Source organism: Pseudomonas sp. UF-293, from assembly GCF_058245595.1.
This window is the reverse complement of record NZ_JBSICA010000009.1, coordinates 18,535-44,864: the sequence shown is the minus strand read 5'-3', so window position 1 is coordinate 44,864 and position 26,330 is coordinate 18,535. Positions and strand designations below refer to the sequence as shown.

22 protein-coding genes are annotated in these 26,330 nt (G+C 60.5%); 13 read left to right on the top strand and 9 right to left on the bottom strand.

Translation table 11 applies throughout. From position 1 onward, the window contains the following. Window positions 1-73: 73 nt before the first annotated feature. From AC4IHP_RS12445 to AC4IHP_RS12410, 8 genes are all read right to left on the bottom strand, one after another. Window positions 74-1,996 carry a PrkA family serine protein kinase gene (locus AC4IHP_RS12445; protein ID WP_039757710.1) on the bottom strand — a complete coding sequence of 641 codons (1,923 nt, stop codon included), beginning with the start codon at window positions 1,994-1,996 and terminating at the stop codon, window positions 74-76. A 296-nt stretch (window positions 1,997-2,292) separates the two neighbouring features. Then, the gene (glpE, locus tag AC4IHP_RS12440) at window positions 2,293-2,622 is read right to left on the bottom strand and encodes a thiosulfate sulfurtransferase GlpE (protein WP_460121863.1); all 330 of its coding nucleotides are present in this window, start codon (window positions 2,620-2,622) and stop codon (window positions 2,293-2,295) included. A 34-nt stretch (window positions 2,623-2,656) separates the two neighbouring features. Next, the gene (locus AC4IHP_RS12435) at window positions 2,657-3,538 is read right to left on the bottom strand and encodes a symmetrical bis(5'-nucleosyl)-tetraphosphatase (protein WP_490831800.1); all 882 of its coding nucleotides are present in this window, start codon (window positions 3,536-3,538) and stop codon (window positions 2,657-2,659) included. After that, the gene (gene apaG / locus AC4IHP_RS12430) at window positions 3,538-3,918 is read right to left on the bottom strand and encodes a Co2+/Mg2+ efflux protein ApaG (RefSeq protein WP_490831799.1); all 381 of its coding nucleotides are present in this window, start codon (window positions 3,916-3,918) and stop codon (window positions 3,538-3,540) included. Before apaG ends, AC4IHP_RS12435 begins: the two co-directional genes overlap by 1 nt. 113 nt (window positions 3,919-4,031) lie before the next feature. After that, window positions 4,032-4,850, bottom strand: coding sequence for a 16S rRNA (adenine(1518)-N(6)/adenine(1519)-N(6))-dimethyltransferase RsmA (gene rsmA / locus AC4IHP_RS12425; protein ID WP_490831798.1), 819 nt, complete (start codon window positions 4,848-4,850; stop codon window positions 4,032-4,034). After that, window positions 4,847-5,836, bottom strand: a complete 990-nt coding sequence (gene pdxA / locus AC4IHP_RS12420) for a 4-hydroxythreonine-4-phosphate dehydrogenase PdxA (protein ID WP_460121855.1) — start codon at window positions 5,834-5,836, stop codon at window positions 4,847-4,849. Before pdxA ends, rsmA begins: the two co-directional genes overlap by 4 nt. Next, complete coding sequence (gene surA, locus AC4IHP_RS12415; protein WP_460121853.1) at window positions 5,833-7,155, bottom strand: peptidylprolyl isomerase SurA; 1,323 nt, start codon at window positions 7,153-7,155, stop codon at window positions 5,833-5,835. Before surA ends, pdxA begins: the two co-directional genes overlap by 4 nt. Beyond that, a complete protein-coding gene (locus tag AC4IHP_RS12410) occupies window positions 7,130-9,931 on the bottom strand; it encodes an LPS-assembly protein LptD (RefSeq protein WP_490831797.1) in 2,802 nt (933 codons plus the stop codon). Before AC4IHP_RS12410 ends, surA begins: the two co-directional genes overlap by 26 nt. 130 nt (window positions 9,932-10,061) lie before the next feature. Between AC4IHP_RS12410 and AC4IHP_RS12405 the strand changes: the two genes are divergently transcribed. The 3 genes from AC4IHP_RS12405 to AC4IHP_RS12395 are packed head-to-tail and all read left to right on the top strand — an operon-like array spanning window position 10,062 to window position 12,518. Then, window positions 10,062-11,081, top strand: coding sequence for an aminoglycoside phosphotransferase family protein (locus tag AC4IHP_RS12405; RefSeq protein ID WP_460121849.1), 1,020 nt, complete (start codon window positions 10,062-10,064; stop codon window positions 11,079-11,081). Then, window positions 11,078-11,749 carry an N-acetylmuramate alpha-1-phosphate uridylyltransferase MurU gene (gene murU, locus AC4IHP_RS12400; protein WP_490831796.1) on the top strand — a complete coding sequence of 224 codons (672 nt, stop codon included), beginning with the start codon at window positions 11,078-11,080 and terminating at the stop codon, window positions 11,747-11,749. The genes AC4IHP_RS12405 and murU overlap by 4 nt, the downstream gene beginning before the upstream one ends. Before the next feature lies 1 nt (window position 11,750). Continuing rightward, window positions 11,751-12,518, top strand: a complete 768-nt coding sequence (locus tag AC4IHP_RS12395; RefSeq protein ID WP_460121845.1) for a TerB family tellurite resistance protein — start codon at window positions 11,751-11,753, stop codon at window positions 12,516-12,518. Window positions 12,519-12,640: 122 nt separating this feature from the next. Here AC4IHP_RS12395 and AC4IHP_RS12390 read toward each other — a convergent pair whose 3' ends face one another. Next, complete coding sequence (locus AC4IHP_RS12390; RefSeq protein WP_460121843.1) at window positions 12,641-13,627, bottom strand: alpha/beta hydrolase family protein; 987 nt, start codon at window positions 13,625-13,627, stop codon at window positions 12,641-12,643. A 73-nt stretch (window positions 13,628-13,700) separates the two neighbouring features. Here AC4IHP_RS12390 and AC4IHP_RS12385 point away from each other — a divergent pair, with 73 nt between their 5' ends. From AC4IHP_RS12385 to trpE, 10 genes are all read left to right on the top strand, one after another. Further along, on the top strand, window positions 13,701-16,097 hold the full coding sequence (locus AC4IHP_RS12385; RefSeq protein WP_490831795.1) for a PAS domain-containing sensor histidine kinase: 2,397 nt from the start codon (window positions 13,701-13,703) through the stop codon (window positions 16,095-16,097). Between the two features lie 84 nt (window positions 16,098-16,181). Beyond that, the gene (locus AC4IHP_RS12380) at window positions 16,182-16,811 is read left to right on the top strand and encodes a response regulator (RefSeq protein WP_003228820.1); all 630 of its coding nucleotides are present in this window, start codon (window positions 16,182-16,184) and stop codon (window positions 16,809-16,811) included. Window positions 16,812-17,165: 354 nt separating this feature from the next. Continuing rightward, window positions 17,166-18,290 carry an ABC transporter ATP-binding protein gene (locus AC4IHP_RS12375; RefSeq protein WP_101160862.1) on the top strand — a complete coding sequence of 375 codons (1,125 nt, stop codon included), beginning with the start codon at window positions 17,166-17,168 and terminating at the stop codon, window positions 18,288-18,290. Window positions 18,291-18,338: 48 nt separating this feature from the next. Then, window positions 18,339-19,382 carry an ABC transporter substrate-binding protein gene (locus AC4IHP_RS12370; protein ID WP_038363355.1) on the top strand — a complete coding sequence of 348 codons (1,044 nt, stop codon included), beginning with the start codon at window positions 18,339-18,341 and terminating at the stop codon, window positions 19,380-19,382. A 178-nt stretch (window positions 19,383-19,560) separates the two neighbouring features. Then, complete coding sequence (locus tag AC4IHP_RS12365) at window positions 19,561-20,808, top strand: ABC transporter permease (protein WP_460121835.1); 1,248 nt, start codon at window positions 19,561-19,563, stop codon at window positions 20,806-20,808. Window positions 20,809-20,820: 12 nt separating this feature from the next. After that, entirely contained in the window at window positions 20,821-21,645 is an 825-nt protein-coding gene (locus AC4IHP_RS12360) for an ABC transporter permease (RefSeq protein WP_008084123.1), read from the top strand. Between the two features lie 217 nt (window positions 21,646-21,862). Next, window positions 21,863-23,011 (top strand): iron-containing alcohol dehydrogenase, encoded by a 1,149-nt coding sequence (locus tag AC4IHP_RS12355; protein ID WP_016772910.1) that lies wholly within the window; start codon window positions 21,863-21,865, stop codon window positions 23,009-23,011. 114 nt (window positions 23,012-23,125) lie between these two features. Continuing rightward, on the top strand, window positions 23,126-23,800 hold the full coding sequence (gene rpe / locus AC4IHP_RS12350; RefSeq protein WP_007918813.1) for a ribulose-phosphate 3-epimerase: 675 nt from the start codon (window positions 23,126-23,128) through the stop codon (window positions 23,798-23,800). After that, window positions 23,797-24,615 carry a phosphoglycolate phosphatase gene (locus tag AC4IHP_RS12345; protein ID WP_041476686.1) on the top strand — a complete coding sequence of 273 codons (819 nt, stop codon included), beginning with the start codon at window positions 23,797-23,799 and terminating at the stop codon, window positions 24,613-24,615. Before rpe ends, AC4IHP_RS12345 begins: the two co-directional genes overlap by 4 nt. Window positions 24,616-24,685: 70 nt before the next feature. Next, window positions 24,686-26,167: an anthranilate synthase component I gene (gene trpE, locus AC4IHP_RS12340; RefSeq protein ID WP_490831794.1), complete on the top strand. Its 1,482-nt coding sequence runs from the start codon at window positions 24,686-24,688 to the stop codon at window positions 26,165-26,167. Window positions 26,168-26,330 lie beyond the last annotated feature (163 nt).

The following is a 26,330-nucleotide window of genomic DNA, read 5'->3' as shown; positions in this document are numbered from 1 at the left end:
AGAAACGAACCCCTGTGTTTTCAGGCGCATACGCTTTTTTCTTGCAGCTTGTGGCTTATAGCTTGCAGCTGCCTCACTGCGACTTGCGGACCCGCAGGTACCATTCGGACAGAAGCCGTACCTGTTTATCGGTGTAGCCACGTTCAACCATTCGCGTAACGAAGTCGTTGTGTTTTTGCTGATCCTCCTTGCTCGCCTTGGCGTTGAAGCTGATGACGGGCAGCAGGTCCTCGGTGTTGGAGAACATTTTCTTCTCGATGACCACCCGCAGTTTTTCGTAGCTGAGCCAGGTCGGGTTCTTGCCGTTGTTGTTCGCCCGGGCGCGCAGGACGAAGTTGACGATTTCGTTGCGGAAATCCTTCGGATTGCTGATGCCGGCGGGTTTCTCGATTTTTTCCAGTTCTTCGTTCAGCGCCACGCGATTGAGGATCTCGCCGGTTTCCGGATCGCGATACTCCTGATCCTGAATCCAGAAATCCGCGTACAGCACGTAGCGATCGAAGATGTTCTGCCCGTACTCGCTGTAGGACTCGAGGTACGCGGTCTGGATTTCCTTGCCGATGAACTCGATGTAACGCGGAGCCAGATATTCCTTCAGATAGCGCAGATACCGCTCGCGGGTTTCGGCCTGGAACTGTTCCTGTTCGATCTGCTGTTCCAGCACATAGAGCAGGTGCACCGGGTTGGCGGCGATTTCGTGCGGGTCGAAGTTGAACACCTTGGAGAGAATCTTGAAGGCGAAGCGGGTCGACAGACCGTTCATGCCTTCGTCCACTCCGGCCGAGTCACGGTACTCCTGAATCGACTTGGCCTTCGGATCAGTGTCCTTGAGGTTCTCGCCGTCGTAGACGCGCATCTTCGAATAGATGTTGGAGTTTTCCGGCTCCTTGAGGCGCGACAGCACGGTGAATTGCGCAAGCATCTTCAACGTGTCCGGTGCGCAGTGCGCTTTGGACAGGGAGCTATTGAACAGCAATTTGTCGTAGATCTTCACTTCATCGCTGACGCGCAGGCAGTACGGCACTTTGACGATGTAGATCCGGTCGATGAACGCCTCGTTGTTCTTGTTGTTGCGGAAGGTGTGCCACTCCGATTCGTTGGAGTGAGCCAGCAGGATGCCGGTGAACGGAATCGCGCCAAGGCCTTCGGTACTGTTGTAGTTGCCCTCCTGCGTAGCGGTCAGCAAAGGGTGCAGCACCTTGATCGGTGCCTTGAACATTTCGACGAACTCCATCAGGCCCTGGTTGGCCCGGCACAGCGCACCGGAGTAGCTATAGGCGTCGGCGTCGTTCTGCGGGAATTCTTCGAGCTTGCGAATATCGACCTTGCCGACCAGCGCCGAGATGTCCTGGTTGTTCTCGTCACCGGGTTCGGTCTTGGCCACGGCGATCTGATTGAGGATCGACGGGTACAGCTTGACCACGCGGAACTGGCTGATGTCGCCGCCGAATTCGGCAAGGCGCTTGGTCGCCCATGGCGACATGATGGTGTTCAGGTAGCGCCGTGGAATGCCGAAATCTTCCTCGAGGATCGCGCCATCTTCGGTGGCGTTGAACAGACCCAAAGGCGATTCGAAGACCGGCGAGCCCTTGATGGCATAAAAAGGCACTTTCTCCATCAACTGTTTCAGCTTCTCGGCCAAGGACGATTTACCGCCACCGACGGGGCCGAGCAGATAGAGGATCTGCTTCTTCTCTTCCAGGCCCTGGGCGGCGTGGCGGAAATACGAGACGATCTGGTCGATGCATTCTTCCATCCCGTGGAAGTCTTCAAAGGCCGGATAGCGGCGGATCACCTTGTTGGAAAAAATGCGCGACAGCCTCGAGTTGGTCGAAGTGTCGAGCAGTTCCGGTTCGCCGATGGCCATCAATAGACGCTCGGCGGCGGAAACGTAGGCGCTCCGGTCTTTCTTGCACAGCTCCAGGTACTCTTGCAGCGAGAGTTCTTCCTGGCGTGTGGATTCGAAGCGTTGTTGGAAGTGGCTAAAGATACTCATGACGTCACCTCGCTCGATACGTGGAGCCGACGCCGGATCACTCAGTCGATGCTGGCAGCAGTCGCTGTGGCAGCTGCTGTTTACCCCCCAGAATTCTTCCACGGTCGACAAACCGTGAAAGCTACTCCCGATGACCCGCGCGCCGGTGTACCGGCTCTCCCCTGTTTTGGATGGCCTGCGCTTAAGGATAGTTGGGAATTCGAGAGGTAAAGGCGAGATACGTAATTAGTTGTGGCAGACCGTTCGTCTGCCGCGCGCAGGCCCACGGCAGCCGGGGCCTGCGCCGCGCAAAAAAATTATTCGGCGGAGCCTTGCGCGGTTTCCGACGGATAAGTCGTACGCCACAGCTCAAAGCCGCCGTCCATACTGTAAACGTCGGAGAAGCCCTGGCTGACCAGATAGGCGGCTGCGCCCTGGCTGGAATTGCCGTGGTAGCAGACCACGACGGTCGGAGCATCAAGGTCTGCGCCTTGAATGAAAGCGTGCAGGGAGTGGTTATCAAGATGCTTGGAACCACTGATGTGCAGTGCGGCGAAGGTCGCTGGATCGCGTACGTCAACCACGACGGCGCCTTGTTCACGCAGGGTCTGGGCCTGTTCTGGCGGGATTCGTTTGAATTCGGTCATGACAAAGTTCCTGTTGCTCAACTGAAGGCGCAGTCTAACGCGAGGCGTTGACGGGCGAATCGTTAGGGGAGAGTGGTGCGACTGATGGCGCAAGCCCGCCGTATTCATCGCATTTGCATGACAGGCGTTCGCCGCTGTCGACGTTCATCAGCGTCAGGCTGCCGCCCCATACGCATCCGGTGTCAAGCGCCGAAATGCCCGGCTCGTGGATATTGCCTTCGAGCGCTGCCCAGTGGCCGAAAATGATGCGCAGGCCTTTGGTCTTGCGTTCCTTGTGCTGAAACCACGGCTTGTAGCCGGGCGGGGCGCTGTCGAGGCCTTCCTTGCTCTTGAGGTCAAGCTTGCCCTCGGCGGTACAGAAGCGCATGCGCGTGAAGTAATTGGTGATTACGCGCAGGCGGTCGATGCCTTTGAGGTCGCTGTCCCATTTCGCCGGCTCGTTGCCGTACATGCCGTCGAGGTAGGCCGGGAAAACGTTGTCGTCGCGCAGTGCAGTCTCGACTTCGACGGCGCATTTAAGGGCGCGGCGCAGCGACCATTGCGGTGGGATGCCAGCATGAACCATCGCAACATCGCGTGTTTCGTCGTAATGCATCAACTTTTGCTGGCGCAGCCATTCCATCAGTTGCGGGCCATCGGGGGCCTCGATGATTTCGCGCAGTGTGTCGCTTTTCTTCAGGCGCTCGATCTTTTTTGCGGCGGCCAGCAGGTGCAGGTCGTGATTGCCCAGCACGCAGACCAGTGATTCCCGCATGCCATAGAGAAAGCGCAGGGTTTCCAACGACTGCGGGCCACGATTGACCAGGTCGCCGACCAGCCACAGCCGATCAAGCGACGGGTCGAACGCAACTTGCCTGAGCAGGCACTTGAGCGGCTCGAGGCAGCCTTGCAGGTCGCCGACGGCATACGTCGTCATCAGTGCAGGGCTCCGGGTACGGCGAGGCGAAACGGTTTGATCGTCGCGTCGAAACGTTTGCCGTCATCAGAAAGCATCTGATAGGTGCCCTGCATGGTGCCGACCTTGGTGGTCATTACCGTGCCGCTGGTATACGTGTGGCTTTCGCCGGCGGCGATCAGCGGCTTCTGGCCGACGACGCCTTCACCGCGTACTTCTTCGACATGGCCGTCACCATCGGTAATCACCCAGTGCCGGGAGAGAAGCTTGGCCGCCAGTTCGCCGTTGTTCTGCACGGAGATGGTGTAGGCGAAGGCGAAGCGATCGTGTTCGGGTTGCGATTGGTCTGGCAGATAGCGGGTGACGACGCTGACATCGACCTGATAACGGGAATCGGACATGCAAGAAGGCCTTAACGAAGCGGAACGCGGGGCGTAGCTGATGGGGAATCAGTCTAGGCAAGTATCGGGCAGTAAACCAGAGTGGTGTGCTGCCCGATAGCGTTCATCGCGGGTCAGTCGGCGGCGGGAGCTGCCGGGGCCTGTATCGCGAGCTGGTCGGCCAGGCGCACGAATGCAGCGAGATCCAATTGCTCGGGACGCAGGCTGCCATCGACGCCAGCGGCTTCGATCTCGGCATTGCTGAGCAATTGCTTGAGGGTATTGCGCAAGGTTTTGCGGCGCTGGTTGAAAGCTTCGCGGACAACGCGCTCCAGCAACTTGTGATCCTTGGCCGGGTGCGGCAGCACCGGGTGCGGCACCAGACGAACGATCGCCGAGTCGACTTTCGGCGGCGGATTGAAAGCGCCTGGGCCGACGTTGAACAGATGTTCCACGCGGCAGTGGTACTGAACCATGATCGACAAACGACCCCAGTCACCGCCCCCCGGGCCTGCGGCCAGACGCTCGACCACTTCTTTCTGCAGCATGAAGTGCATGTCGCGAATGATGCCGGCGTTGTTCAGCAGGTGAAAAATCAGCGGTGTCGAGATGTTGTACGGCAGGTTGCCAACCACCCGCAGGCTGTTCGGCGCGGCGTTGAGCGTATTGAAGTCGAATTTCAGTGCATCGCCCTGATGCAGGTTGAAATTGCTCATGCCGGCGAACTGCTGGTTGAGGATCGGGATTAGGTCCTTGTCCAGTTCCACCACGTCGAGTTGCGCACCGGAGCCGAGCAGGCCTTGGGTGAGGGCGCCTTGGCCTGGGCCGATTTCCAGCAGGCGATCATCAGGCCTGGCGTGGATTGAGCGCAGGATGCGGTCGATAACGCCGGCATCGTGCAGGAAGTTCTGGCCAAAGCGTTTACGCGCCTTGTGTTGGTATTGCTCGTTCATATACGGGTCTCGGCCATCTGGTAGGCGGTTTCCAGGGCGACTTGCAGGCTGCCGGTGTCGATCCTGCCGCTGCCGGCCAGGTCCAGCGCGGTGCCGTGGTCGACCGATGTGCGGATGATCGGCAGGCCTAGCGTCACGTTGACGGCCGCGCCGAAGCCTTTGTACTTGAGCACGGGCAAACCCTGGTCGTGGTACATCGCCAGCACTGCGTCGCAGTGCTCCAGATATTTGGGGGTAAACAGAGTGTCGGCAGGCAGCGGGCCACGAAGGTCCATGCCCTCACTGCGCAGGCGCTCTAATGTCGGTTCGATAATGTCGATTTCTTCATGGCCCAGGTGTCCGCCTTCCCCTGCGTGCGGGTTGAGGCCGCAAACCAGAATGCGGGGCCGGGCGATGCCGAATTTTTCTTGCAGGTCGGCGTACAGAATTCGCGTGACACGCTCCAGCCGCTCCGGCGTGATTGCGTCGGCAATCTCGCGCAGGGGCAGGTGAGTGGTGACCAGCGCCACGCGCAAACCACGTGTAGCAAGCATCATCACCACTTGCGCGGTGTGCGTCAGATCAGCGAGGAACTCGGTGTGTCCGGAAAACGCGATGCCCGACTCGTTGATCACGCCTTTGTGCACCGGCGCGGTAATCATCCCGGCGAAATCGCCGTTCAGGCAGCCGTTGCCAGCGCGGGTCAAGGTCTCGAGAACGAACGCCGCGTTAGATTTGTCCAGTTGACCGGCAACAACCGGTGCGCTGAGCGGTGTGTCCCAGACATACAGGCTGCCGGCCGGCGCTGGAACATCTGGCCACTGCCCCGGCGCGACATCCAGCAGATTGACAGCCAGCCCCAGTTGCGCGGCCCGCTCAAGGAGCAGGTCGCGGCTGGTGATGGCAATCAGGGGATGTGGCTGGGCTTGCGAGGCGAGCAGCAGGCACAGGTCGGGACCAATGCCGGCTGGTTCGCCGGGTGTCAGCGCGAAACGCTGGGGTTTCACTGCGCTGCCTGGTCTGCACCAGGGAGTTTGATCTCTACGTACGCTTCGTCACGGATCTGCCGCAGCCAGGTTTGCAGCTCCTCGTCGTACTTGCGGTTGCGCAGGACGGTCATGGCTTGCTGCTCGCGGGCCTGTTCGGTGCTGTCGGTGGCGCGACGGCCGAGGACTTCCAGAACATGCCAGCCGTATTGGGTCTGGAATGGCTGGGACAGCTGACCTTGTGGCGTCTTGGCCATCACATTGCGGAATTCCGGCACCAGTACGTTCGGGTCGATCCAGTTCAGGTCGCCGCCGTTGAGCGCCGAGCCCGGATCTTCGGAGTAGTTTTTCGCCAGGGTGGCGAAATCTTCCCCGGCGGTGATGCGCTCATACAGCGACTTCACCAGCGCCTCGGTCTTGGCTTCGTCGCGAATCGGGCTCGGTTTGACCAGAATGTGACGGACATGCACTTCGTCGCGCATCTGCGCTTCACCACCACGTTTGCCCAGCAGCTTCAGAATGATGAAGCCGCCCGGCGTACGCGCAGGCTGAGTGATGTCGCCGACGGCCATGCTGCTCAGCTCGCGGTCAAACGGTGGTGGCAATTGAGCGGCTTTACGCCAGCCCATGTCGCCGCCTTCCAGAGCGTTGTCGCTGCCGGATTTGGCCACGGCCATCTGACCAAAGTCGGCGCCTTGCTTGAGCTGCTGGTAAACCTCCATGGCCTGACGCGCAGCACTCTGAATGGCTTCAGAGTTGGCGCTTTCCGGGGTCGGAATCAGGATGTTGGCCAGGTGCAGTTCTTCGGACAGTTGCATCTTGCCCAGGTCGGAGGCGAGGAAGTTCTTCACTTCCTGCTCGGAAACCTGAATGCGTTCGGCTACACGACGCTGACGCACACGGCTGATGATCATCTCGCGCTTGATCTGATCGCGAGCGTCGTCATAGTTCAGGCCATCGCGAGCCAGTGCTGCACGGAATTGGTCAACCGTCATGTTGTTGCGCTGAGCAATGGTGCCGACGGCCTGGTTCAGTTCTTCGTCAGTGATGCGGATGCCCGAGCGTTCGCCGATCTGCAGTTGCAGGTTTTCGACGATCAGACGTTCGAGCACTTGCTGGTCGAGCACATCCGGAGGCGGCAGGCCGCCACCGCGCTTGGCAATGGTCTGCTGAACTTCGTGAACGCGCTGGTCCAGTTGGCTCTGCATGACCACGTCGTTATCGACGATCGCCACCACTTTATCGATGGATTGTACGGCGGCGTTGGCCGCCGTACCCAGGAACAACGCGCCCAGCAGCACCGGGCGCAGACAATCAGAAAGCTTGGTCTTCACGTTCACGATAACCTTGAATGCCTTTGTCGAGGAAGCTCTCTACCTTGGCGCCAGTCAGGCCGCCGAGTCCCTTCAGAACAATTTGGAGGAAGACGCCATGGTCGCCTTTTTCGTTTTGCGGAGCTTCCTGGCTGAACTCGTCATAGGAAACCCAGTAACGGTTGATCAGGCGCAGTTTCCAGCAGCAGTTGTCGTATTCGAAACCACCGAAAGCTTCCAGCGTGCGATTGCGGTTGTAGTCGTACTGCCAGCGGCTGATGGCGTTCCACTGCGGAACGATCGGCCAGATGACCGAGAAGTCATGCTGCTGGATCTTGTAGTAGTCCTTCACGTAGCCAGGTTGGCCCGGGGTGCCGTAGTCGCCACCGCCCACCGACCACTGACCAGTGTTCTGATCGTAACGAATCTGGTCATTGCGATAGCGATAGCCGGCGTTGATGACTTTGTTCGGGTTGTCAGCCGGCTGATAATGGAACATCGCACTGCCTGAGCGTGGGCTGCGGCTGTCCGGGTCCCAGTTGTAATCGGCAGTGGCGCGCCAATCGCGGTTCCAGCGGTATTCGTATTCCAGCGCGTATGGTGAAACGCTGGATTTAGAGTCTTCACGGGTTTTTGCATCGATGCCAGGCAATTGCACTTCGCGATTCTTGAAGTAGTAGGCTTGGCCCACGCTGATGCGCTGACGTTCAAAGCCGTTTTCTTCGATCCAGCGACTGGTCACACCCAGCGACAGTTTGTTCTCGTCGCCGACACGGTCGGAGCCGGAGAAACGGTTGTCACGGAACAGCGACGAGTAGTTGAAGGTGTACTCGCTGGTGTCGAATACTGGAATGTCTTCCTGATCTGTCTCTGGGACATAGAGATAGAACAGGCGCGGCTCCAGAGTCTGGCGGTAGTTCTTGCCGAAGTAAGAGGTGTCGCGGTCGAAGTACAGGCCGCTGTCGATACTGGCGATGGGTACACCACGGTTCTGGTTGCTGTCGAACTTGCCGTAGAGTTTCTGATTTTCCGGCGACAGCGCATCGATCTGCGATTTACCGGTGTTGTCCAGATCCAGCTGATATTGCGTGTACTGGTACTTCAGCGACGGCTTTAGGAAACCATACGTCCAGTTCATCGGCAGGCTGACGCCCGGCTTCAGATTCAAACGATCGCCGTTGGCGCGAGCCAGACCGGTGATGTTGTTGTCCAGGCGCGACTCGGTAGTGATGCCGTCTTCCTGTACAAACGTGCCGCTGCGCAGGTCGCGATCAAAACGGACCAACTCGGTCTCGTAATCGAAATTCAGGCCTTCCGGATGGTACGGCAGCTGACCATTGAAAGTGATCTGCGGCAGACGGCCATACGGTGTGATGTTCGAAACGGTCGCCAGTTGATACTGCTGAGCGTTGAGGCGTGCGGTGTAGCTGTCGCCACGATAAGTGACCGAGCCCTGCTGGTTGACGAAATCATCGCTCTTGACGCCGATCTGGTCAGTTTGCAGGTCCTGGAAGTAATACGGATCGCTGATCTTGGTGTAGTCAACCTGGGTCAGCACGCGGGAGTCGAGACCGCCCTTGTGTTGCCAGTTGTACATGTAGCGAGTCTCGTTGTAGTCGGACTGACGCTTGCGATCATCGTTCTCGTCGTTGAGGTACGAGGCACCGAACTGACCTTCACTCGACTTGGTCAGGTAGCGGAACTCACCTTCCACCAGCATGCCGCGCTTGCTCATGTAGCGCGGGTACAACGTGGCGTCGTAGTTCGGCGCCAGGTTGAAGTAGTACGGCGTGACCAGCATGAAGCCGGTGTCGCTGCCCGAACCGATGGTCGGCGGCAGGAAGCCTGACTGGCGACGATCGTCGATCGGGAAGTAGATGTAAGGCGTGTACAGGATCGGAATGTCTTTGACGCGCAACGTCACGTTGGTCGCGGTACCGAAACCGGTGGCCGGGTTCAAGGTGATGTTGTTGCCCTTGAGCTGCCACGCGTTGCTATTAGGTTCGCACGTGGTGTACGTGCCGTCCTTCAGGCGGATGATCGCGTTTTCGGCGCGCTTGGCATAAAGCGCATTACCGCGGATTCGCGATTTGTGCATCACGTATTCAGCGTTGTCGACCTTGGCTTCACCGGTGTCGAGCTGCACATCGGCGTGGTCGCCGACGATCAGCGCACCGTTATCGCGGATGCGTACGTTGCCGGCCAGTTCGCCACGGCTCTCGGCCTGGTACAGGTTGGCCTCGTCGGCTTCGACCTGCATGCTGCCCTGACGCATGACCACGTCACCGGCGAGGCTGGCGACCTGGGTGTCCTGCTCGTAACGCGACGCTTTGGCACCGATGAAGGTCGGCGCGTCACTTTTATTCGTCTTGTCATTCATGCCAGGACGAATCGGTTCGATATAGGAACCAGAGCAGTAAGGACCGGTCTCGGCCAGTTGGGCGGCAGTGAGCTTCTCGCGCGGAACCCAGTCGAGGTGACTGTAGTCTTCGCTACGGGATTTCAGGCCGCGGCCCTTGGCTTCGGTAACCAGTGCGGTTTTCGCGCCAGTGTCGGCCTCGGAACCCTTGTCGGCCACAGGCTCGCCGGCGGCGCTGACGGCACTGCCGTCATGCACCGGACGCGGCGGCAATGCCGCAGCGGGCGACTTGGGCGCACAGTCCCAGCCACCCGTAGCCGAGACGGAGCAGTCATACTGCTCGGCGGCAACAACGAATTGACTGGCCAGAGGTTGCATAGCCAGCAGACTGCCGGTTACCAACAACGGAAATTTTTTACGAAACGCGGGGGATTTCAATGCCATCTTATTAGTCCGGGCTTCCTGCGTGCCATCTGCCCGCGGTGTGGGCCGCACGCCTCTCGATGGTCTGAAAAAGATGCTGGATAATAAAGCATGACCCGCTTGACGGCTAGCGCCGTCGGAGACCCTTGCAATGCCTGACCAAGATGTACGCTTGCAACACCTGAAAGTTTGGCTCGATGAGCAGTTGGCAAAGCTGTTTGCCGAACAGGGCTGGGGCACCGTGCCCCCGGCCACGTTGACTGCGGCCAGCAGCGACGCGAGTTTCCGCCGCTACTTCCGCTGGGAGGGCGATGGTCGCAGCTTCGTCGTGATGGACGCGCCGCCACCCCAGGAAAACTGTAAACCGTTCGTGGATATCGCCTTTTTGCTGGCGAAATCCGGAATAAATGTGCCGAAAATTTATGCCGAAGACCTCGAGCGCGGTTTTCTTTTGCTCAATGACCTGGGCAACAAGACCTATCTTGATGTGATCGATGGTGAAAATGCCGACGCGTTATTCCACGATGCCCTGCAAGCGCTGTTGGCTTTTCAACAGTTGCCGATGGTGGCGCCGTTGCCCAGTTACGACATCGCCCTGTTGCGTCGTGAGCTGGCGTTGTTCCCCGAGTGGTACGTCAAGCATGAGCTGGGCGTCGAGTTCGATGCGGCCCAGCAGCAACAATGGCAGCACATCAGTGAGCTGCTGATCGACAGCGCGCTCGGGCAGCCAAAAGTGCTGGTGCACCGCGACTACATGCCGCGCAACCTGATGCTCAGCGAGCCCAACCCCGGCGTGCTGGATTTTCAGGATGCGGTGTACGGCCCGGTGACTTACGACGTTACCTGCCTGTTCAAGGACGCTTTCCTCAGTTGGCCTGAAGAACGCGTGCGCGGCTGGCTGGAAAGTTATTGGCAGCAGGCCTGCGCACTGAACATCCCGGTGCAGGCGGATTTCGAAGACTTCCTGCGCGCCAGCGACCTGATGGGCGTGCAGCGTCACCTGAAAGTCATCGGCATCTTCGCGCGCATCTGTCATCGCGACGGCAAGCCGCGTTATCTGGCGGACGTGCCGCGCTTCTTCTCTTATATAGAAGCAGTGATTGCCCGCCGCCCTGAACTGGCGGAACTGCAAGTGCTGTTCAGCAGCTTGCGTGCTGGAGCGACGGCATGAAGGCAATGATTCTGGCCGCAGGCAAAGGCGAGCGCATGCGCCCGCTGACCCTGACCACGCCGAAACCGCTGGTGCGTGCCGGCGGTGTACCGCTGATCGAGTATCACCTGCGCGCGCTCGCAGCCGCAGGTTTCAACGAAATTGTGATCAACCACGCCTGGCTCGGTAAACAGATCGAAGATTACCTGGGTGACGGTTCGCGTTTCGGCCTGAGCATCCAGTACTCGCCGGAAGGCGAGCCGCTGGAAACCGGTGGCGGGATTTTCCGTGCACTGCCGTTACTTGGTGATGATGCGTTTCTGGTGGTCAACGGCGACATCTGGACCGATTACGACTTCAGCGTGCTGCACCAGCCGATCAATGGCCTGGCGCATCTGGTGCTGGCGGACAATCCGGCGCATCACCCTAGGGGTGACTTCACCCTGATCGACGGCAAAGTGCAGGACGGTGAGCCTGATGCTCAGACGCTGACCTACAGCGGTATCGCCGTGCTGCATCCGCAATTGTTCGACGGGTGCAGCGATGGCGCTTTCAAACTCGCACCGCTGCTGCGCAATGCCATGGCTAACGGTGAGGTGTCGGGTGAGCGTCTGAAGGGGCATTGGGTGGATGTCGGTACCCACGAGCGTCTGGCCGAAGCCGAAGCCCTGATAGAAGCGAGTCGCTGAGATGCTGTGGCCAGGGACTCTGATTGGAGCCGGAGTGGGGTACGCGATTGCCAGCATTCCGGGGGCCATGCTTGGGGCGTTGTTGGGGCAGGCGCTGGATCGGCGCCTGCATTTGCAGAGCTGGGGACACTTGCGCGAGAAGCTTGGCGGCCGGCCAATGCTGCGCAACGACGAATTGTTATTCGTTTTGCTCGGACGTCTGGCCAAGAGCGACGGGCGCGTCACTGACGGGCATATCCAGCAGGCTCGCAATGAAATGCGCGCGCTGGAAATGAGCGAGCCGGCGACACGGCGAGCCATTGCTGCATTCAATCGCGGCAAGTCTGGTGGCGACAATCTGCGCGGCTATCTGCGTCGTTTGAGTTCGCAACCGCACGCGGCCGAAGGTGTGTTGCGCGCCTGCTGGCGCATGGTCTGGGCCGATGGTCGCGCGGGTGTCAGCGAGCGTGAGTTACTGGCGCAGTGGGGTAAATGGCTGGGCTGGACGCCGCATCAGGTCCAAGCGCTGGCCAGCGATTACGAACCCGGCAAGCGGCCGATCGTCAGTGCGGCGGTGAGCTATCAGGAGGCGATGAAATTGCTTGGGGTGTCGGCGAGCAGCGAGCCGGCGCAGATCAAGCGCGCTTACCGGCGATTGCTCAGTCGCCATCACCCGGACAAGATTGCCGGCAGCGGCGCGACGCCGGCCCAGGTGCGTGAGGCGACCGAACGTACGCGGGATTTGCATAACGCCTATACGTTGATTCGCGAGCGGCGGGATTTTCGCTAGGCGTTAGAGGGTTGTTGTTTGTGCGGGCCTCTTCGCGAGCAGGCTCGCTCCCACATTGAATTTTGCATAGATCCAATGTGGGTGCGAGCCTGCTCGCGAAGGGGGGCGGCTCGGTCTGAATATCAGTCCACAGCCTGTGGGTTCAACCAACCCCGCACCCGTCGAACCAATTGTTCCTGCTCGGCCTTTTTGTCTGGCAAAACCTTCAGCGCCACCTGGCTGAACGCCGAGGTCTTCAGGCGCTTGCTCGCCTGCATGCGTTCCAGCGCGGCGTTGCGATCCAGCGCCTTGTCCATGTAGAAAATATCCACAGTCGGCAGCTTCAGTGTCGGCGTCAGTTCGACGAGTGGCGGCAAGGCCTTGACCGGTGCTTGCGCATCGACCATCACCAGTTTCTCCACCTGCGGCGTTTGTCGCTCGCTGAGAAAACGCGCCGCCCAATAGGCGCCGGTGCCGTGACCGAGTACGACAATGCTGCGTGCGCTTTGCTGTTCGGCGTAGGCAATCGCCGCGTCAATCCTTGCGAAGATGCGATCGGCGTCGGCCTTGGCTTGTTCTTCGCTGGTCTCGGCCACCACCTGTTCAGCGACTTCTGCTTCACCGCCAGCGGCTTGTTCGATCGGCTGCGCGGTGGTGGCGTCCTTGCTTGTGGTTTCCGGGGCTTTCGGCGCGGCGGCCGGTTCGACTACGCGCGGAGCAATGGCGTCGCCTTGCAGATCCGGCAGGGTGATACTCAGGCTGCTCCACTCGACATCCGGCAGTTTGCGTCGCAATGGGCCGACTGCCTGCGGCCAGTCAGCGGTTTCGCCGGCACCGGGAACGATGATCACCGCGCCTTTGGGCTCGGCGCTGTTGGCCGGTTTCCACAGGGCGAGGAAAGTGTCGCTGCCAGCCTGCAGTTGTTGCTGCTCTTGCACTGGCAGTTTACGTTGCAGTGCAGCCGCCTCTTCCTGACTACGCTCAAGCAGTGGCTGGCGCTCGGCCGGTTTTTCTTCGGCGGGTTTATCCGTGGCGGCAGGTGCAGGATCGGCGGCTTCGACGGAAAACGCACAAGGCAGGATCAGCGACAGGCACAATGCTGGCAGTGCCAGGCGGTAGACAGAGGGCATCGGTTATTCCAGGCCAGAAAGTATCCCGGCAGCCTAATGGGTTGGTCAGAATTTGTCAGTGTATGAGACTTCAATGAAGCGATTTTGCTGCCTGTGGGTTATCGGCTGTTTGTGGTTTCCCTTGATGGGCTGGGCGGCGCCTGCGCCACCGGCCCATGTCGCACAACTGACGCCGAGCCAGCAGCAATGGCTGGCGCAGCACACCGAATTGCGCGTCGGCCTGGTCTTGCAGGCGCCCTACGCGACTTATGATCGGCGCTTGCAGCGATTGTCCGGGGCCAATGTCGAGTTGATGAAACTGCTGGCCAAAACCCTCGGCGTGGAACTGAGCTGGCGCAACTTCCAGGATCTCGGACAGTTGGAAAGCGCTTTGCGCGCAGGCGAGATCGACATCGCCCCGGGCCTGAGCCAGACACCCGGCGCGCTGCGCCTCTGGCAGTTTTCCGATCCGTACATGCGCGTGCCGCAACTGGTGGTCAGCGACCAGAAAAGCAGCGGCGCGGTCGATCTGGAAAAGCTCGACAGCCAGACCCGCGTCGCCGTGCGCATGCCGAGCAGCACCGCCGATTATCTGCGCAGCAACTATCCGCACTTGAATCTGCAAGGCGTGCCGCTGGAACGGCAGGCGTTGCAGCTACTGTTGAGTCAGCAAGCCTCCTACGCGGTGGTCGACGAAGCGCAGTTGGGGCGACTTTCGGTGGAGCCGGAGTTCGCCGAGCTGGTAGTGGTTGGCGATATCGGCCTGCCGCAGCTGCTGCGGGTGGCCTCGCGGCGCGATTGGCCGGAACTGGCCGGCATCGTCCAGAGCGCCTTGCGCGCGATCCCGGCCAAGGATCTGGAACAACTGCACAACCAATGGCTGCAGCCGAAATATCCACGGCTGACCGAGTCGCCGGGGTTCTGGCAGAACCTCAGTCTGTTGTTCGCGGTGATGTTGCTCAGTTGCGCGGCGATCGTGTTCTGGCAGCGGCGCCAACAGCACAGTCTCGAACAACGCTTGCTCAGCGCCCGCGAGGACATTGCGTTGCGCGCGGCCAGTGAAGAAGCGCTGCGGCTGACACAGTTTTCTATCGATCAAAGTACCGTCGGCATTCTCTGGGTCAATTGGGACAGCCATGTGCGTTACGCCAACCGCGCGGCGGAAAACATGCTCGGTTATCCCTCGGGCGGGCTGATCGAGCGGCCGCTGATCGATTTTGAGCCCGGCCTGCACATGGATCGCTGGCTCAATCTGTGGAAGCGCGCACGGGCCAGTGAAGAAGGGCCGCTGAGCTTCGAAACCAGCTGCCTGCGCGCCGATGGCAGCGTGCTGCCGGCCGACGTGTCTTTGAGTTTTCTGCGTTTTCGCGACAGTGAATATCTGGTGGTCTACCTCACCGATGTCACCGACCGCCGCCGTGCGCTCGCCGCTTTGCAGGAAAGCGAGGCGCGCCTGCAAGGCATCGCCGCCAACGTCCCGGGTCTGGTCTTTCGTCTGGAACGGGCGCCTGTCACCGGGCAGATCGACTTTGCCTACATCAGTGAGGGCAGCGAAAGTCTGGTCGGTTACGCGCCGGCAGCCATCGCCCATCGCGATATGGGCCTGCGCAGTCTTGTGCATCCCGACGACAGGGCCAGTTATCACCGCACCCAGGATCAGGCGCTGGACACCGACAGCGACTGGTCGTGGCAGGGCCGCATCGTCACGCGCGAGGGCGAACAGCGCTGGGCCGAGATCAAGGCGATCACCCGGCAACTGGAGGATGGCGCTTACGTCTGGGACGGCATTGTCTGGGATATCAGCGAAAGCAAACGCATCGAGCTGGAACTGGCGGCCTCGCGCGAGCAACTGCGCGAATTGTCGGCGCACCTGGAAAGCGTGCGCGAAGAAGAGAAAGCGCGCATTGCCCGCGAAGTTCATGATGAGTTGGGACAGATGCTCACCGTGCTGAAACTGGAGACATCGATGTGCGAACTGGCCTACGCGCAACTCGACCCGGGTCTGAACGAGCGGCTCAACAGTATGAAGCGCCTGATCGCGCAGTTATTTCAGTTGGTCCGTGATGTCGCGACGGCGTTGCGTCCACCGATTCTCGATGCCGGGATTGCCTCGGCGATCGAGTGGCAGGCACGACGCTTCGAGGCACGCACGCAGATTCCGTGTCTGGTGCAGGTCCCCGACAACCTGCCGGCGCTCAGCGATGCCAAGGCGGTGGGGCTGTTCCGGATTTTGCAGGAAGCGCTGACCAACGTGATGCGTCATGCTCAGGCGCATACGGTGGAATTGACGCTGGAGCTTGCGGGCGATGAATTGTGTCTGACGGTCAGCGATGATGGCGTAGGATTTGTCGCCGCCGAGGGTCGGCCGACCTCGTTTGGTCTGGTCGGCATGCGTGAGCGGGTGCTGATCATGGGCGGGCGGCTGGAGCTGGTGAGTGAGCCGGGGGAGGGCACCAGTCTGGTGGTGCGAGTGCCGGTGAGTGAGATCTGAGGATTTGTGTTGTGAGTGCTGACGCCTTCGCGAGCAGGCTCGCTCCCACAGGGATTGGTGTGTACCTGAAATCAGGAGAAGAACGTGATCCGTGTACTGGTAGCCGAAGACCACACCATCGTCCGCGAGGGCATCAAGCAATTGATTGGCCTGGCCAAGGATCTGCAAGTGGTCGGTGAGGCGAGCAATGGCGAGCAGCTGCTCGAAACCCTGCGCAGCGTGCCTTGTGAAGTTGTGCTGCTGGACATCTCCATGCCCGGCGTCAATGGCCTCGAAGCGATCCCGCGCATCCGTGCGCTGAACAATCCGCCAGCGATTCTGGTGCTGTCGATGCACGACGAAGCGCAAATGGCTGCTCGCGCATTGAAGGTCGGCGCGGCCGGGTATGCGACCAAGGACAGTGATCCGGCGCTGTTGCTCACTGCCATTCGCAAAGTCGCGGCGGGTGGGCGGTACATTGATCCGGAACTGGCCGATCGCATGGTTTTCGAAGTCGGCCTGACCGATACCCGGCCCCTGCATTCGCTGCTGTCGGAACGCGAATTCTCGGTGTTCGAACGCCTGGCTCAGGGCGCCAACGTCAACGACATCGCCCAGCAACTGGCCCTCAGCAGCAAGACGATCAGCACGCACAAAGCGCGGCTGATGCAGAAGCTCAACATCACCTCGCTGGCCGAGCTGGTGAAATATGCGATGGAGCACAAACTCCTCTAAAAATCACCGCGGTCAAAACTGTGGCAGCGGGCTTGCTCGCGAAAGCGGTGTACCAGTCGCCGAATGAGTTGAATGACCCACCGCATTCGCGAGCAAGCCCGCTCCCACAAGGGATGTGCTTTGAGGCTGGCATCTTGGGCATGTCCATTAGCGACACACGCTTTTTGCCCTTGCTTGCAGCTCGCCGCTCACCCCTCGCCACTGCCTTATCCGTTAGCGCCATCCTTGTAGGGCAATCCCTACCCCCAACCTTCCATTACGCTTAAGCGATTCTCTCCTGCGCCCCGATTTGCGTGGCTGGCGCCAGCCACTAGGCTTGATGAACAAGCAGTCATCAACAACAAAGGTGTGGGTATGAGCCAGGTCGATACAAGCGCAGGGACCAGTGATGTGCTGGTCAGCTTTCGTGGTGTGCAGAAGAGCTACGACGGCGAGAACCTGATCGTCAAAGACCTCAACCTGGACATTCGCAAAGGCGAATTCCTCACCCTGCTCGGGCCGTCCGGTTCCGGCAAGACCACCAGCCTGATGATGCTCGCCGGCTTCGAAACCCCGACCGCTGGCGAGATTCTGCTGGCCGGGCGTTCGATCAACAACGTGCCGCCGCACAAGCGCGACATCGGCATGGTGTTCCAGAACTACGCGCTGTTCCCGCACATGACGGTCGCGGAGAACCTTGCGTTCCCGTTGACCGTGCGTGGCCTGAACAAAAGCGATGTCAGCGAGCGGGTGAAGAAAGTCCTCAGCATGGTCCAGCTCGATGCTTTCGCTTCGCGCTATCCGGCGCAGTTGTCCGGTGGTCAGCAGCAGCGTGTGGCACTGGCCCGCGCGCTGGTGTTCGAACCGCAACTGGTGCTGATGGACGAGCCGCTGGGCGCACTCGACAAGCAACTGCGTGAACACATGCAGATGGAAATCAAACACCTGCATCAGCGCCTCGGCGTGACCGTGGTCTACGTGACCCACGATCAGGGTGAAGCACTGACCATGTCCGACCGCGTGGCGGTATTCCATCAAGGCGAAATCCAGCAGATCGCGCCTCCACGCACCCTTTACGAAGAGCCGAAAAACACCTTCGTTGCCAATTTCATCGGTGAGAACAACCGTCTCAACGGCCGCTTGCTCAGCCAGAGCGGCGAGCGCTGCGTGGTCGAGTTGGGCCGTGGCGAAAAGGTCGAGGCGCTGGCCGTCAACGTTGGCCAGACCGGCGAGCCGGTGACGCTGTCGATCCGTCCGGAGCGCGTCAGCCTCAACGGTTCGAGCGATCAATGCGTCAACCGTTTCTCAGGGAGGGTGGCGGAATTCATCTATCTGGGCGACCACGTCCGGGTGCGCCTGGAAGTCTGCGGCAAGACCGACTTCTTCGTGAAACAACCGATTGCCGAGCTCGATCCTGCGCTCAGCGTCGGCGACGTGGTTCCGCTTGGCTGGCAGGTCGAGCACGTTCGCGCGCTTGATCCACTTCTAGAGGCGCATTAAGCGCCCCGGCAATACCAACACCAACCCTGCACGTGGAGAGAACAATAAATGTTGAGATCCCTGAAGTTCACCGCCCTGACCCTGGGCCTGATGGGTGCGGCAAGCGCAATGGCCGCTGGCCCGGATTTGACCGTGGTGTCGTTTGGCGGGGCGAACAAGGCAGCGCAAGTCAAAGCCTTCTATGCACCGTGGGAAGCGGCGGGCAACGGCAAGATCGTTGCCGGCGAATACAACGGCGAAATGGCCAAGGTCAAAGCCATGGTCGACACCAAGAGCGTGTCGTGGGATCTGGTCGAAGTTGAATCGCCAGAGCTGTCCCGTGGTTGCGACGAAGACATGTTCGAGCAGCTTGATCCTGCGCTGTTCGGCAAGACCGAAGATTACGTCAAAGGCGCGATTCAGCCATGCGGCGTGGGCTTCTTCGTCTGGTCGACCGTGCTGGCTTACAACGCTGACAAGCTGAAAACCGCACCGACCAGTTGGGCGGATTTCTGGGACACGAAGAAATTCCCGGGCAAGCGCGGCCTGCGCAAAGGCGCCAAGTACACCCTCGAATTCGCGCTGATGGCCGATGGTGTGGCACCGAAAGATGTCTACAAAGAGCTGGCGAGCAAGGGCGGCCAGGATCGTGCGTTCAAGAAGCTCGATGAGCTCAAGCCAAGCATTCAGTGGTGGGAAGCCGGCGCCCAGCCGCCGCAGTACCTCGCTTCCGGTGACGTTGTCATGAGCTCGGCCTACAACGGTCGCATCGCTGCGGTGCAAAAAGAATCCAACCTGAAAGTGGTGTGGAACGGCGGCATCTACGACTTCGACGCCTGGGCCATCCCGAAAGGCCTGGACGCCAAGCGCGCGGAAGCGGCGAAGAAGTTCATCGCCTTCTCGGTGCAGCCGCAGCAGCAGAAGACCTACTCGGAAAACATCGCCTACGGCCCGGCCAATACCCAGGCTGTGCCGCTGCTGGCCAAGGATGTCCTGAAGGACATGCCGACCACCCCGGAAAACATCGCGAACCAGGTGCAGATCGACGTCAGCTTCTGGGCTGACAACGGCGAGCAACTGGAACAGCGCTTCAATTCCTGGGCCGCCAAATAGCCGAGGGCTCGCCCTTCTGTGGGAGCGAGCCTGCTCGCGAAAGCGGTAGATCAGCCAGCATGGATATTGAATGTGCTGGCCTCTTCGCGAGCAGGCTCGCTCCCACAGGTTGCTGTGTTTCAACGCAACAGAGGTGGTTCGCCACCTTTGTAACGATCAAAGATTTGCGGAGTACGTCATGGCCATCGCCGTTCCCCTGAACGAGGGCGCCAGCCCCACTTTGAAGCAGAAGCTCAAGCGCGCCGAGCGGGTCAACCGCTGGAAGGCGCAGGCGCTGATTGCGCCGCTGGTGCTGTTTCTGCTGCTGGTGTTTCTGGTGCCGATCGTGGCGCTGCTCTATAAAAGCGTCGGCAACCCGGAAGTGGTTGGCGGCATGCCGCGCACTGTCACTGCCATCGCCAGTTGGGACGGGCGTGGTCTGCCGGCCGAGCCGGTGTACAAGGCCGCCAGCGAAGACCTCGGCGAAGCCCGCAAAAACCAGACGCTGGGCGATCTGTCCAAGCGCTTGAATATGGAGTTGGCCGGCTACCGCAGCCTGCTGACCAAAACCGCCCGGGCGCTGCCGTTCGCCAGCGAACCGGCTTCTTATAAAGAAGCGCTGGAAGCGCTCGACGAACGCTGGGGCGACCCGGCCTACTGGCAAGCGGTCAAACGCAACACCAGCAGCATCACTCCGTATTACCTGCTGGCGGCGGTCGATCACCGCATCGATGACCTCGGCGAACTGGCTCCGGCAACCCCGGATCAGGCGATCTACCTCGATATCTTCGCCCGCACATTCTGGATGGGTCTGGTCATTACGGTGATCTGCCTGTTGCTGGCGTATCCGCTGGCGTACCTGCTAGCGAACCTGCCATCGCGGCAGAGCAACCTTTTGATGATTCTGGTGCTGCTGCCGTTCTGGACCTCGATTCTGGTGCGCGTCGCCGCGTGGATCGTACTCCTGCAATCCGGCGGTCTGATCAACAGTGGCCTGATGGCCATGGGCATCATCGATAAACCGCTGGAACTGGTGTTCAACCGCACCGGTGTGTACATCTCGATGGTGCACATCCTGCTGCCGTTCATGATTCTGCCGATCTACAGCGTGATGAAAGGCATCTCGCCGACCTACATGCGCGCGGCGATTTCCCTCGGCTGCCATCCGTTCGCCAGTTTCTGGCGGGTGTACTTCCCGCAGACCTACGCCGGCGTCGGCGCCGGCTGCCTGTTGGTGTTCATTCTCGCGATTGGCTACTACATCACCCCGGCGCTGCTCGGCAGCCCGAACGACCAAATGGTCAGCTACTTCGTCGCTTTCTACACCAATACCAGCATCAACTGGGGCATGGCCACCGCACTGGGCGGGCTGTTGCTGTTGGCGACCGTAGTGCTTTATCTGATTTACAGCTGGCTGGTCGGCGCCAGTCGCCTGCGCCTGAGCTAAGGGGAATTTGCGATGCTGAGTCCTTACATGTCGCCCATCGAACGGGTGTGGTTCTACAGCCTGCGGATCCTCTGCGGCCTGATTCTGTTGTTCCTGATCCTGCCGGTGCTGGTGATCATTCCGCTGTCGTTCAACTCGGGGAGTTTTCTGGTCTATCCGCTGCAGGGTTTCTCGCTGCAGTGGTATCACGACTTCTTCGCCTCGGCGGAATGGATGCGCGCGCTGAAGAACAGCATCATCGTTGCCCCGGCGGCGACGGTGCTGGCGATGATCTTCGGTACGCTGGCGGCGATTGGCCTGACTCGCGGTGACTTCCCCGGTAAAGCGCTGGTGATGGCGCTGGTGATTTCGCCGATGGTGGTGCCGGTGGTGATTATTGGTGTGGCGAGTTATCTGTTTTTTGCGCCGTTGGGGTTGGGTAACAGCTTCTTCTCGCTGATCGTGGTGCATGCGGTGCTGGGTGTGCCGTTTGTGATCATCACGGTGTCGGCGACGTTGCAGGGGTTTAATCACAATCTGGTGCGGGCGGCGGCGAGTCTCGGTGCATCGCCCTTGACCGCGTTCCGTCGGGTGACCTTGCCGCTGATTGCGCCGGGGGTGATTTCCGGGGCGCTGTTTGCCTTTGCGACGTCGTTTGATGAGGTGGTGGTGACGCTGTTTCTCGCAGGTCCCGAGCAGGCGACATTGCCTCGGCAGATGTTCAGCGGAATTCGCGAGAACCTCAGCCCGACGATTGCGGCTGCGGCGACGTTGCTGATTGCCTTCTCGGTGATTCTGCTGCTGACCCTGGAATGGCTGCGCGGGCGCAGCGAAAAACTGCGTACTGCGCAGGTCTGACTTCGAAAGCGGCTAAAAATGTGGGAGCGAGCCTGCTCGCGAAAGCGGTGTGTCAGCTGGCTATCAGTTGAAAGGGCTACCGTATTCGCGAGCAGGCTCGCTCCCACAGTTGATCGTGGTCTTCTGGATCTGGTCATTCATAGGGTGAATAGCAGACAACCCCAAATCCCCAGCTAATCTTGTGCCCAGCTCCCACATCTATAAGAGGCTGCGCACCATGAGTCTGTCCCAGTTCAAAATCGCTCACAAACTGATCACCGGCGCCGCAGCCATCGAACAACTGGCCGCCGAACTCACGCGTCTGGACATCGACAACCCGCTGATCGTCACCGACGCTGCGCTGGTCAAGTCCGGCACGGTCGAGCTGGCGCTGGTGCAACTCGGCGGGCGCGAGTACGAGATTTTCGACCGCGTGCTGCCCGACCCGGAAATCGCCATCGTCGAGGACTGCATGCGCGCCTATCGCGAAGGCGGGCATGACGGTTTGATCGGACTGGGGGGCGGCAGCGCCATCGACATTGCCAAGAGTGTCGCTGCCTACGCCGGTTACCACGGCGCGCTGGAAGATCTATTCGGCGTCGACCAGGTGCCGCGCAAAGGCCCGCCGCTGATCGCCATCCCGACCACCGCCGGCACCGGTTCCGAAGTCACCAACGTGGCAATCCTCTCCGACAAGGTCGCGCAGTTGAAGAAAGGCATCGTCAGCGACTATCTCCTACCGGATGTGGCGCTGGTCAGCCCGCAGATGACCCTGACCTGTCCGCGCAGCGTCACTGCTGCCAGTGGCGTCGATGCACTGGTGCACGCCATCGAATCCTACCTGTCGGTGAATGCCTCGCCGATCACCGACTCCCTCGCCATCGGCGCAATCAAGCTGATCGCCAGCGCTCTGCCCAAGGCCTACGCCAACGGCGCCAATCTGCAAGCGCGCGAAGACATGGCCACCGCCAGCCTGATGGCCGGCATGGCGTTCGGTAACGCCGGGGTGGGGGCGGTGCATGCGCTGGCGTATCCGCTGGGCGGGCGCTTCAACATTGCCCACGGTGTCAGCAACGCCTTGCTGCTGCCCTATGTGATGACCTGGAACAAAATGGCCTGCGTCGAACGCATGCAGGATATTGCCGAAGCCATGGGCGTGAAGACCGCGCATCTGAGCGCCAGCGAAGCTGCGGACAAAGCCGTGCAGGCCATGACCGACCTGTGCGCGGCGGTGGAAATCCCTGCCGGGCTGCGCAGTTTCGGCGTGCCGGAGGAAGCGATCCCGGCGATGGCCGTGGAGGCGGCCGGCATCGAGCGGCTGATGCGCAACAACCCGCGCAAACTCAGCGCCGGCGACATCGAGAAGATCTACCGCGCGGCTTACTGAGGCGCGGTCGCTGAGGGCTCATGGCACAACCCAATCATCGCGGTCCCGGTGCGCGCGTGGAAACTTGAGGTATACAATGCGCGCCATCGTGATTTAGCTCAGCACAGGTGCGTCATGCAGCCCTTCGTAATTGCTCCGTCGATCCTCTCCGCCGACTTCGCCCGCCTCGGCGAGGAAGTGGACAACGTTCTCGCCGCCGGCGCCGACTTTGTCCACTTCGATGTCATGGACAACCACTACGTACCGAACCTGACGATCGGCCCGATGGTCTGCGCGGCACTGCGCAAGTACGGCGTCACCGCGCCGATCGACGCGCACCTGATGGTCAGCCCGGTGGACCGCATCGTCGGCGACTTCATCGAAGCCGGCGCGACCTACATCACCTTCCACCCGGAAGCCACGCTGCACGTCGATCGCTCGCTGCAACTGATCCGCGAAGGCGGCTGCAAGTCCGGTCTGGTGTTCAACCCCGCGACTCCGCTGGACGTGCTCAAGTACGTGATCGACAAAGTCGACATGGTTCTGCTGATGAGCGTCAACCCGGGCTTCGGCGGGCAAAAGTTCATTCCCGGCACCCTCGACAAACTGCGTGAAGCGCGGGCGATCATCGATGCTTCGGGGCGCGACATCCGCCTGGAGATCGACGGCGGCGTCAACGTCAACAACATCCGCGAAATTGCCGCTGCTGGCGCTGATACCTTCGTCGCCGGCTCGGCCATTTTCAACGCGCCGAACTATCAGGAAGTCATCGACAAGATGCGTTCCGAACTGGCTCTGGCGCGCCCATGAGCGGTTTTGAGCAGCTGTTCCCGGGGCAACTGCCACGGTTGGTGATGTTCGATCTGGATGGCACGCTGATCGATTCGGTTCCCGACCTGGCAGCGGCGGTGGACACCATGCTGCTCTCCCTCGGTCGTCCGCCGGCAGGTATCGAAGCGGTGCGCGAATGGGTCGGTAATGGCGCGCCGGTACTGGTGCGTCGGGCCTTGGCCGGTGGCATCGATCACTCAGCAGTGGATGACGCTGAAGCCGAGCGCGCATTGGAGATTTTCATGGAGGCGTACGGCGCCAGCCATGAGCTGACCGTGGTCTATCCCGGTGTGCGCGACACGCTCAAGTGGCTGCACAAGCAAGGCGTGGCCATGGCGCTGATCACCAACAAGCCCGAGCGCTTCGTCGCGCCGCTGCTCGATCAGATGAAGATCGGCCGCTACTTCAAGTGGATCATCGGCGGCGATACTCTGCCGCAGAAGAAGCCTGACCCGGCGGCGCTGTTTTTCGTGATGAAAATGGCCAACATCCCGGCCTCGCAATCGTTGTTCGTCGGCGACTCGCGCAGCGATGTGCAGGCGGCGAAAGCGGCGGGGGTCAAGTGTGTGGCGCTCAGTTATGGCTACAACCATGGCCGGCCAATTGCCGAGGAATCGCCGGCACTGGTGATCGACGATTTGCGCAAACTAATTCCCGGTTGCCTGGATCTGGCCGGTGGGATAACGTTGCCCGACGCTGTTCAACCCCCTTCTGGAAACGCCATCGTGGTGGTCACCCGCAAACTCTGGATGAAAGTCATCAAGGCCCTGGCCCGTTGGCGTTGGCGCGCCTGACTGATTCTGGCCGGCCTTGCCGGCGCGTTCGCCTGACTGACTGATTGCACCTCACACCACGAGGCACCTTATGAATCGCGAAGAATTCCTGCGTCTGGCCGCTGACGGCTATAACCGCATCCCGTTGGCCTGCGAAACCCTGGCCGACTTCGACACGCCGCTGTCGATCTACCTGAAACTGGCCGACCAGCCCAACTCCTATCTGCTCGAATCGGTGCAGGGCGGCGAGAAATGGGGCCGTTACTCGATCATCGGCCTGCCGTGCCGCACCGTGCTGCGGGTGCACGACCATCACGTCAGTATCAGCGTTGATGGCGTCGAGACCGAAAGCCACGAGGTTGAAGATCCGCTGGCCTTCGTCGAAACCTTCAAGGCTCGCTACAACGTGCCGACCATCGCCGGCCTGCCGCGCTTCAACGGTGGGCTGGTCGGCTACTTCGGTTATGACTGTGTACGTTATGTAGAGAAGCGTCTGGGCAAGTGCCCGAACCCGGATCCGCTGGGCGTGCCGGACATTCTGCTGATGGTCTCCGACGCCGTCGTGGTGTTCGACAACCTGGCTGGCAAGATGCACGCGATCGTCCTCGCCGACCCTGCGCAGGCCGATGCCTTCGAGCAAGGCCAGGCGCGGTTGCAGGAACTGCTCGAGCAACTGCGTCAGCCGATCACTCCGCGTCGTGGCCTGGACTTCAGTAAGCAGCAATCGGCCGATCCGGTGTTTCGTTCGAGTTTTACCCAGGACGATTACGAAAAAGCCGTCGACACCATCAAGGAATACATCCTCGCTGGCGACTGCATGCAGGTGGTGCCGTCGCAGCGCATGTCGATCGACTTCAAGGCTGCGCCGATCGATCTGTACCGCGCGCTGCGTTGCTTCAACCCGACGCCGTACATGTACTTTTTCAACTTCGGCGATTTCCACGTCGTCGGCAGTTCGCCGGAAGTGCTGGTGCGCGTCGAAGACAACCTGATCACCGTGCGCCCGATCGCCGGCACGCGCCCACGCGGCGCGACCGAAGAGGCCGATGCGGCGCTGGAGCAGGACCTGCTCTCGGATGACAAGGAGATCGCCGAGCACTTGATGCTGATCGATCTGGGCCGCAACGATACCGGGCGAGTCTCGGAAATCGGTTCGGTGAAGCTCACCGAGAAAATGGTCATCGAACGTTATTCCAACGTGATGCACATCGTCTCCAACGTCACCGGCCAGTTGAAGTCTGGCCTGACCGCGATGGACGCACTACGAGCGATTCTGCCGGCCGGCACCTTGTCGGGCGCGCCGAAGATTCGCGCGATGGAAATCATCGACGAACTGGAGCCGGTCAAGCGCGGTGTGTACGGCGGCGCGGTCGGTTACTTTGCCTGGAACGGCAACATGGACACCGCCATTGCCATTCGCACGGCAGTGATCAAGAACGGCGAACTGCACGTGCAGGCCGGCGGCGGCATCGTTGCCGACTCGGTGCCGGCGCTGGAATGGGAAGAAACCCTGAACAAACGCCGCGCGATGTTCCGCGCCGTGGCCCTGGCCGAGCAAACCCCGGACGCCTGAGCCCACACCCAACCCTTGTGGGAGCGGGCTTGCTCGCGAAAGCGGTGGATCAGTCGATTTTTACATCAACTGACCGAATGCATTCGCGAGCAAGCCCGCTCCCACATTTGCTTTGTGTACTGCCATAAAAAAGCGGCGCCTGCAGGGGCGCCGCTTTTTGCAT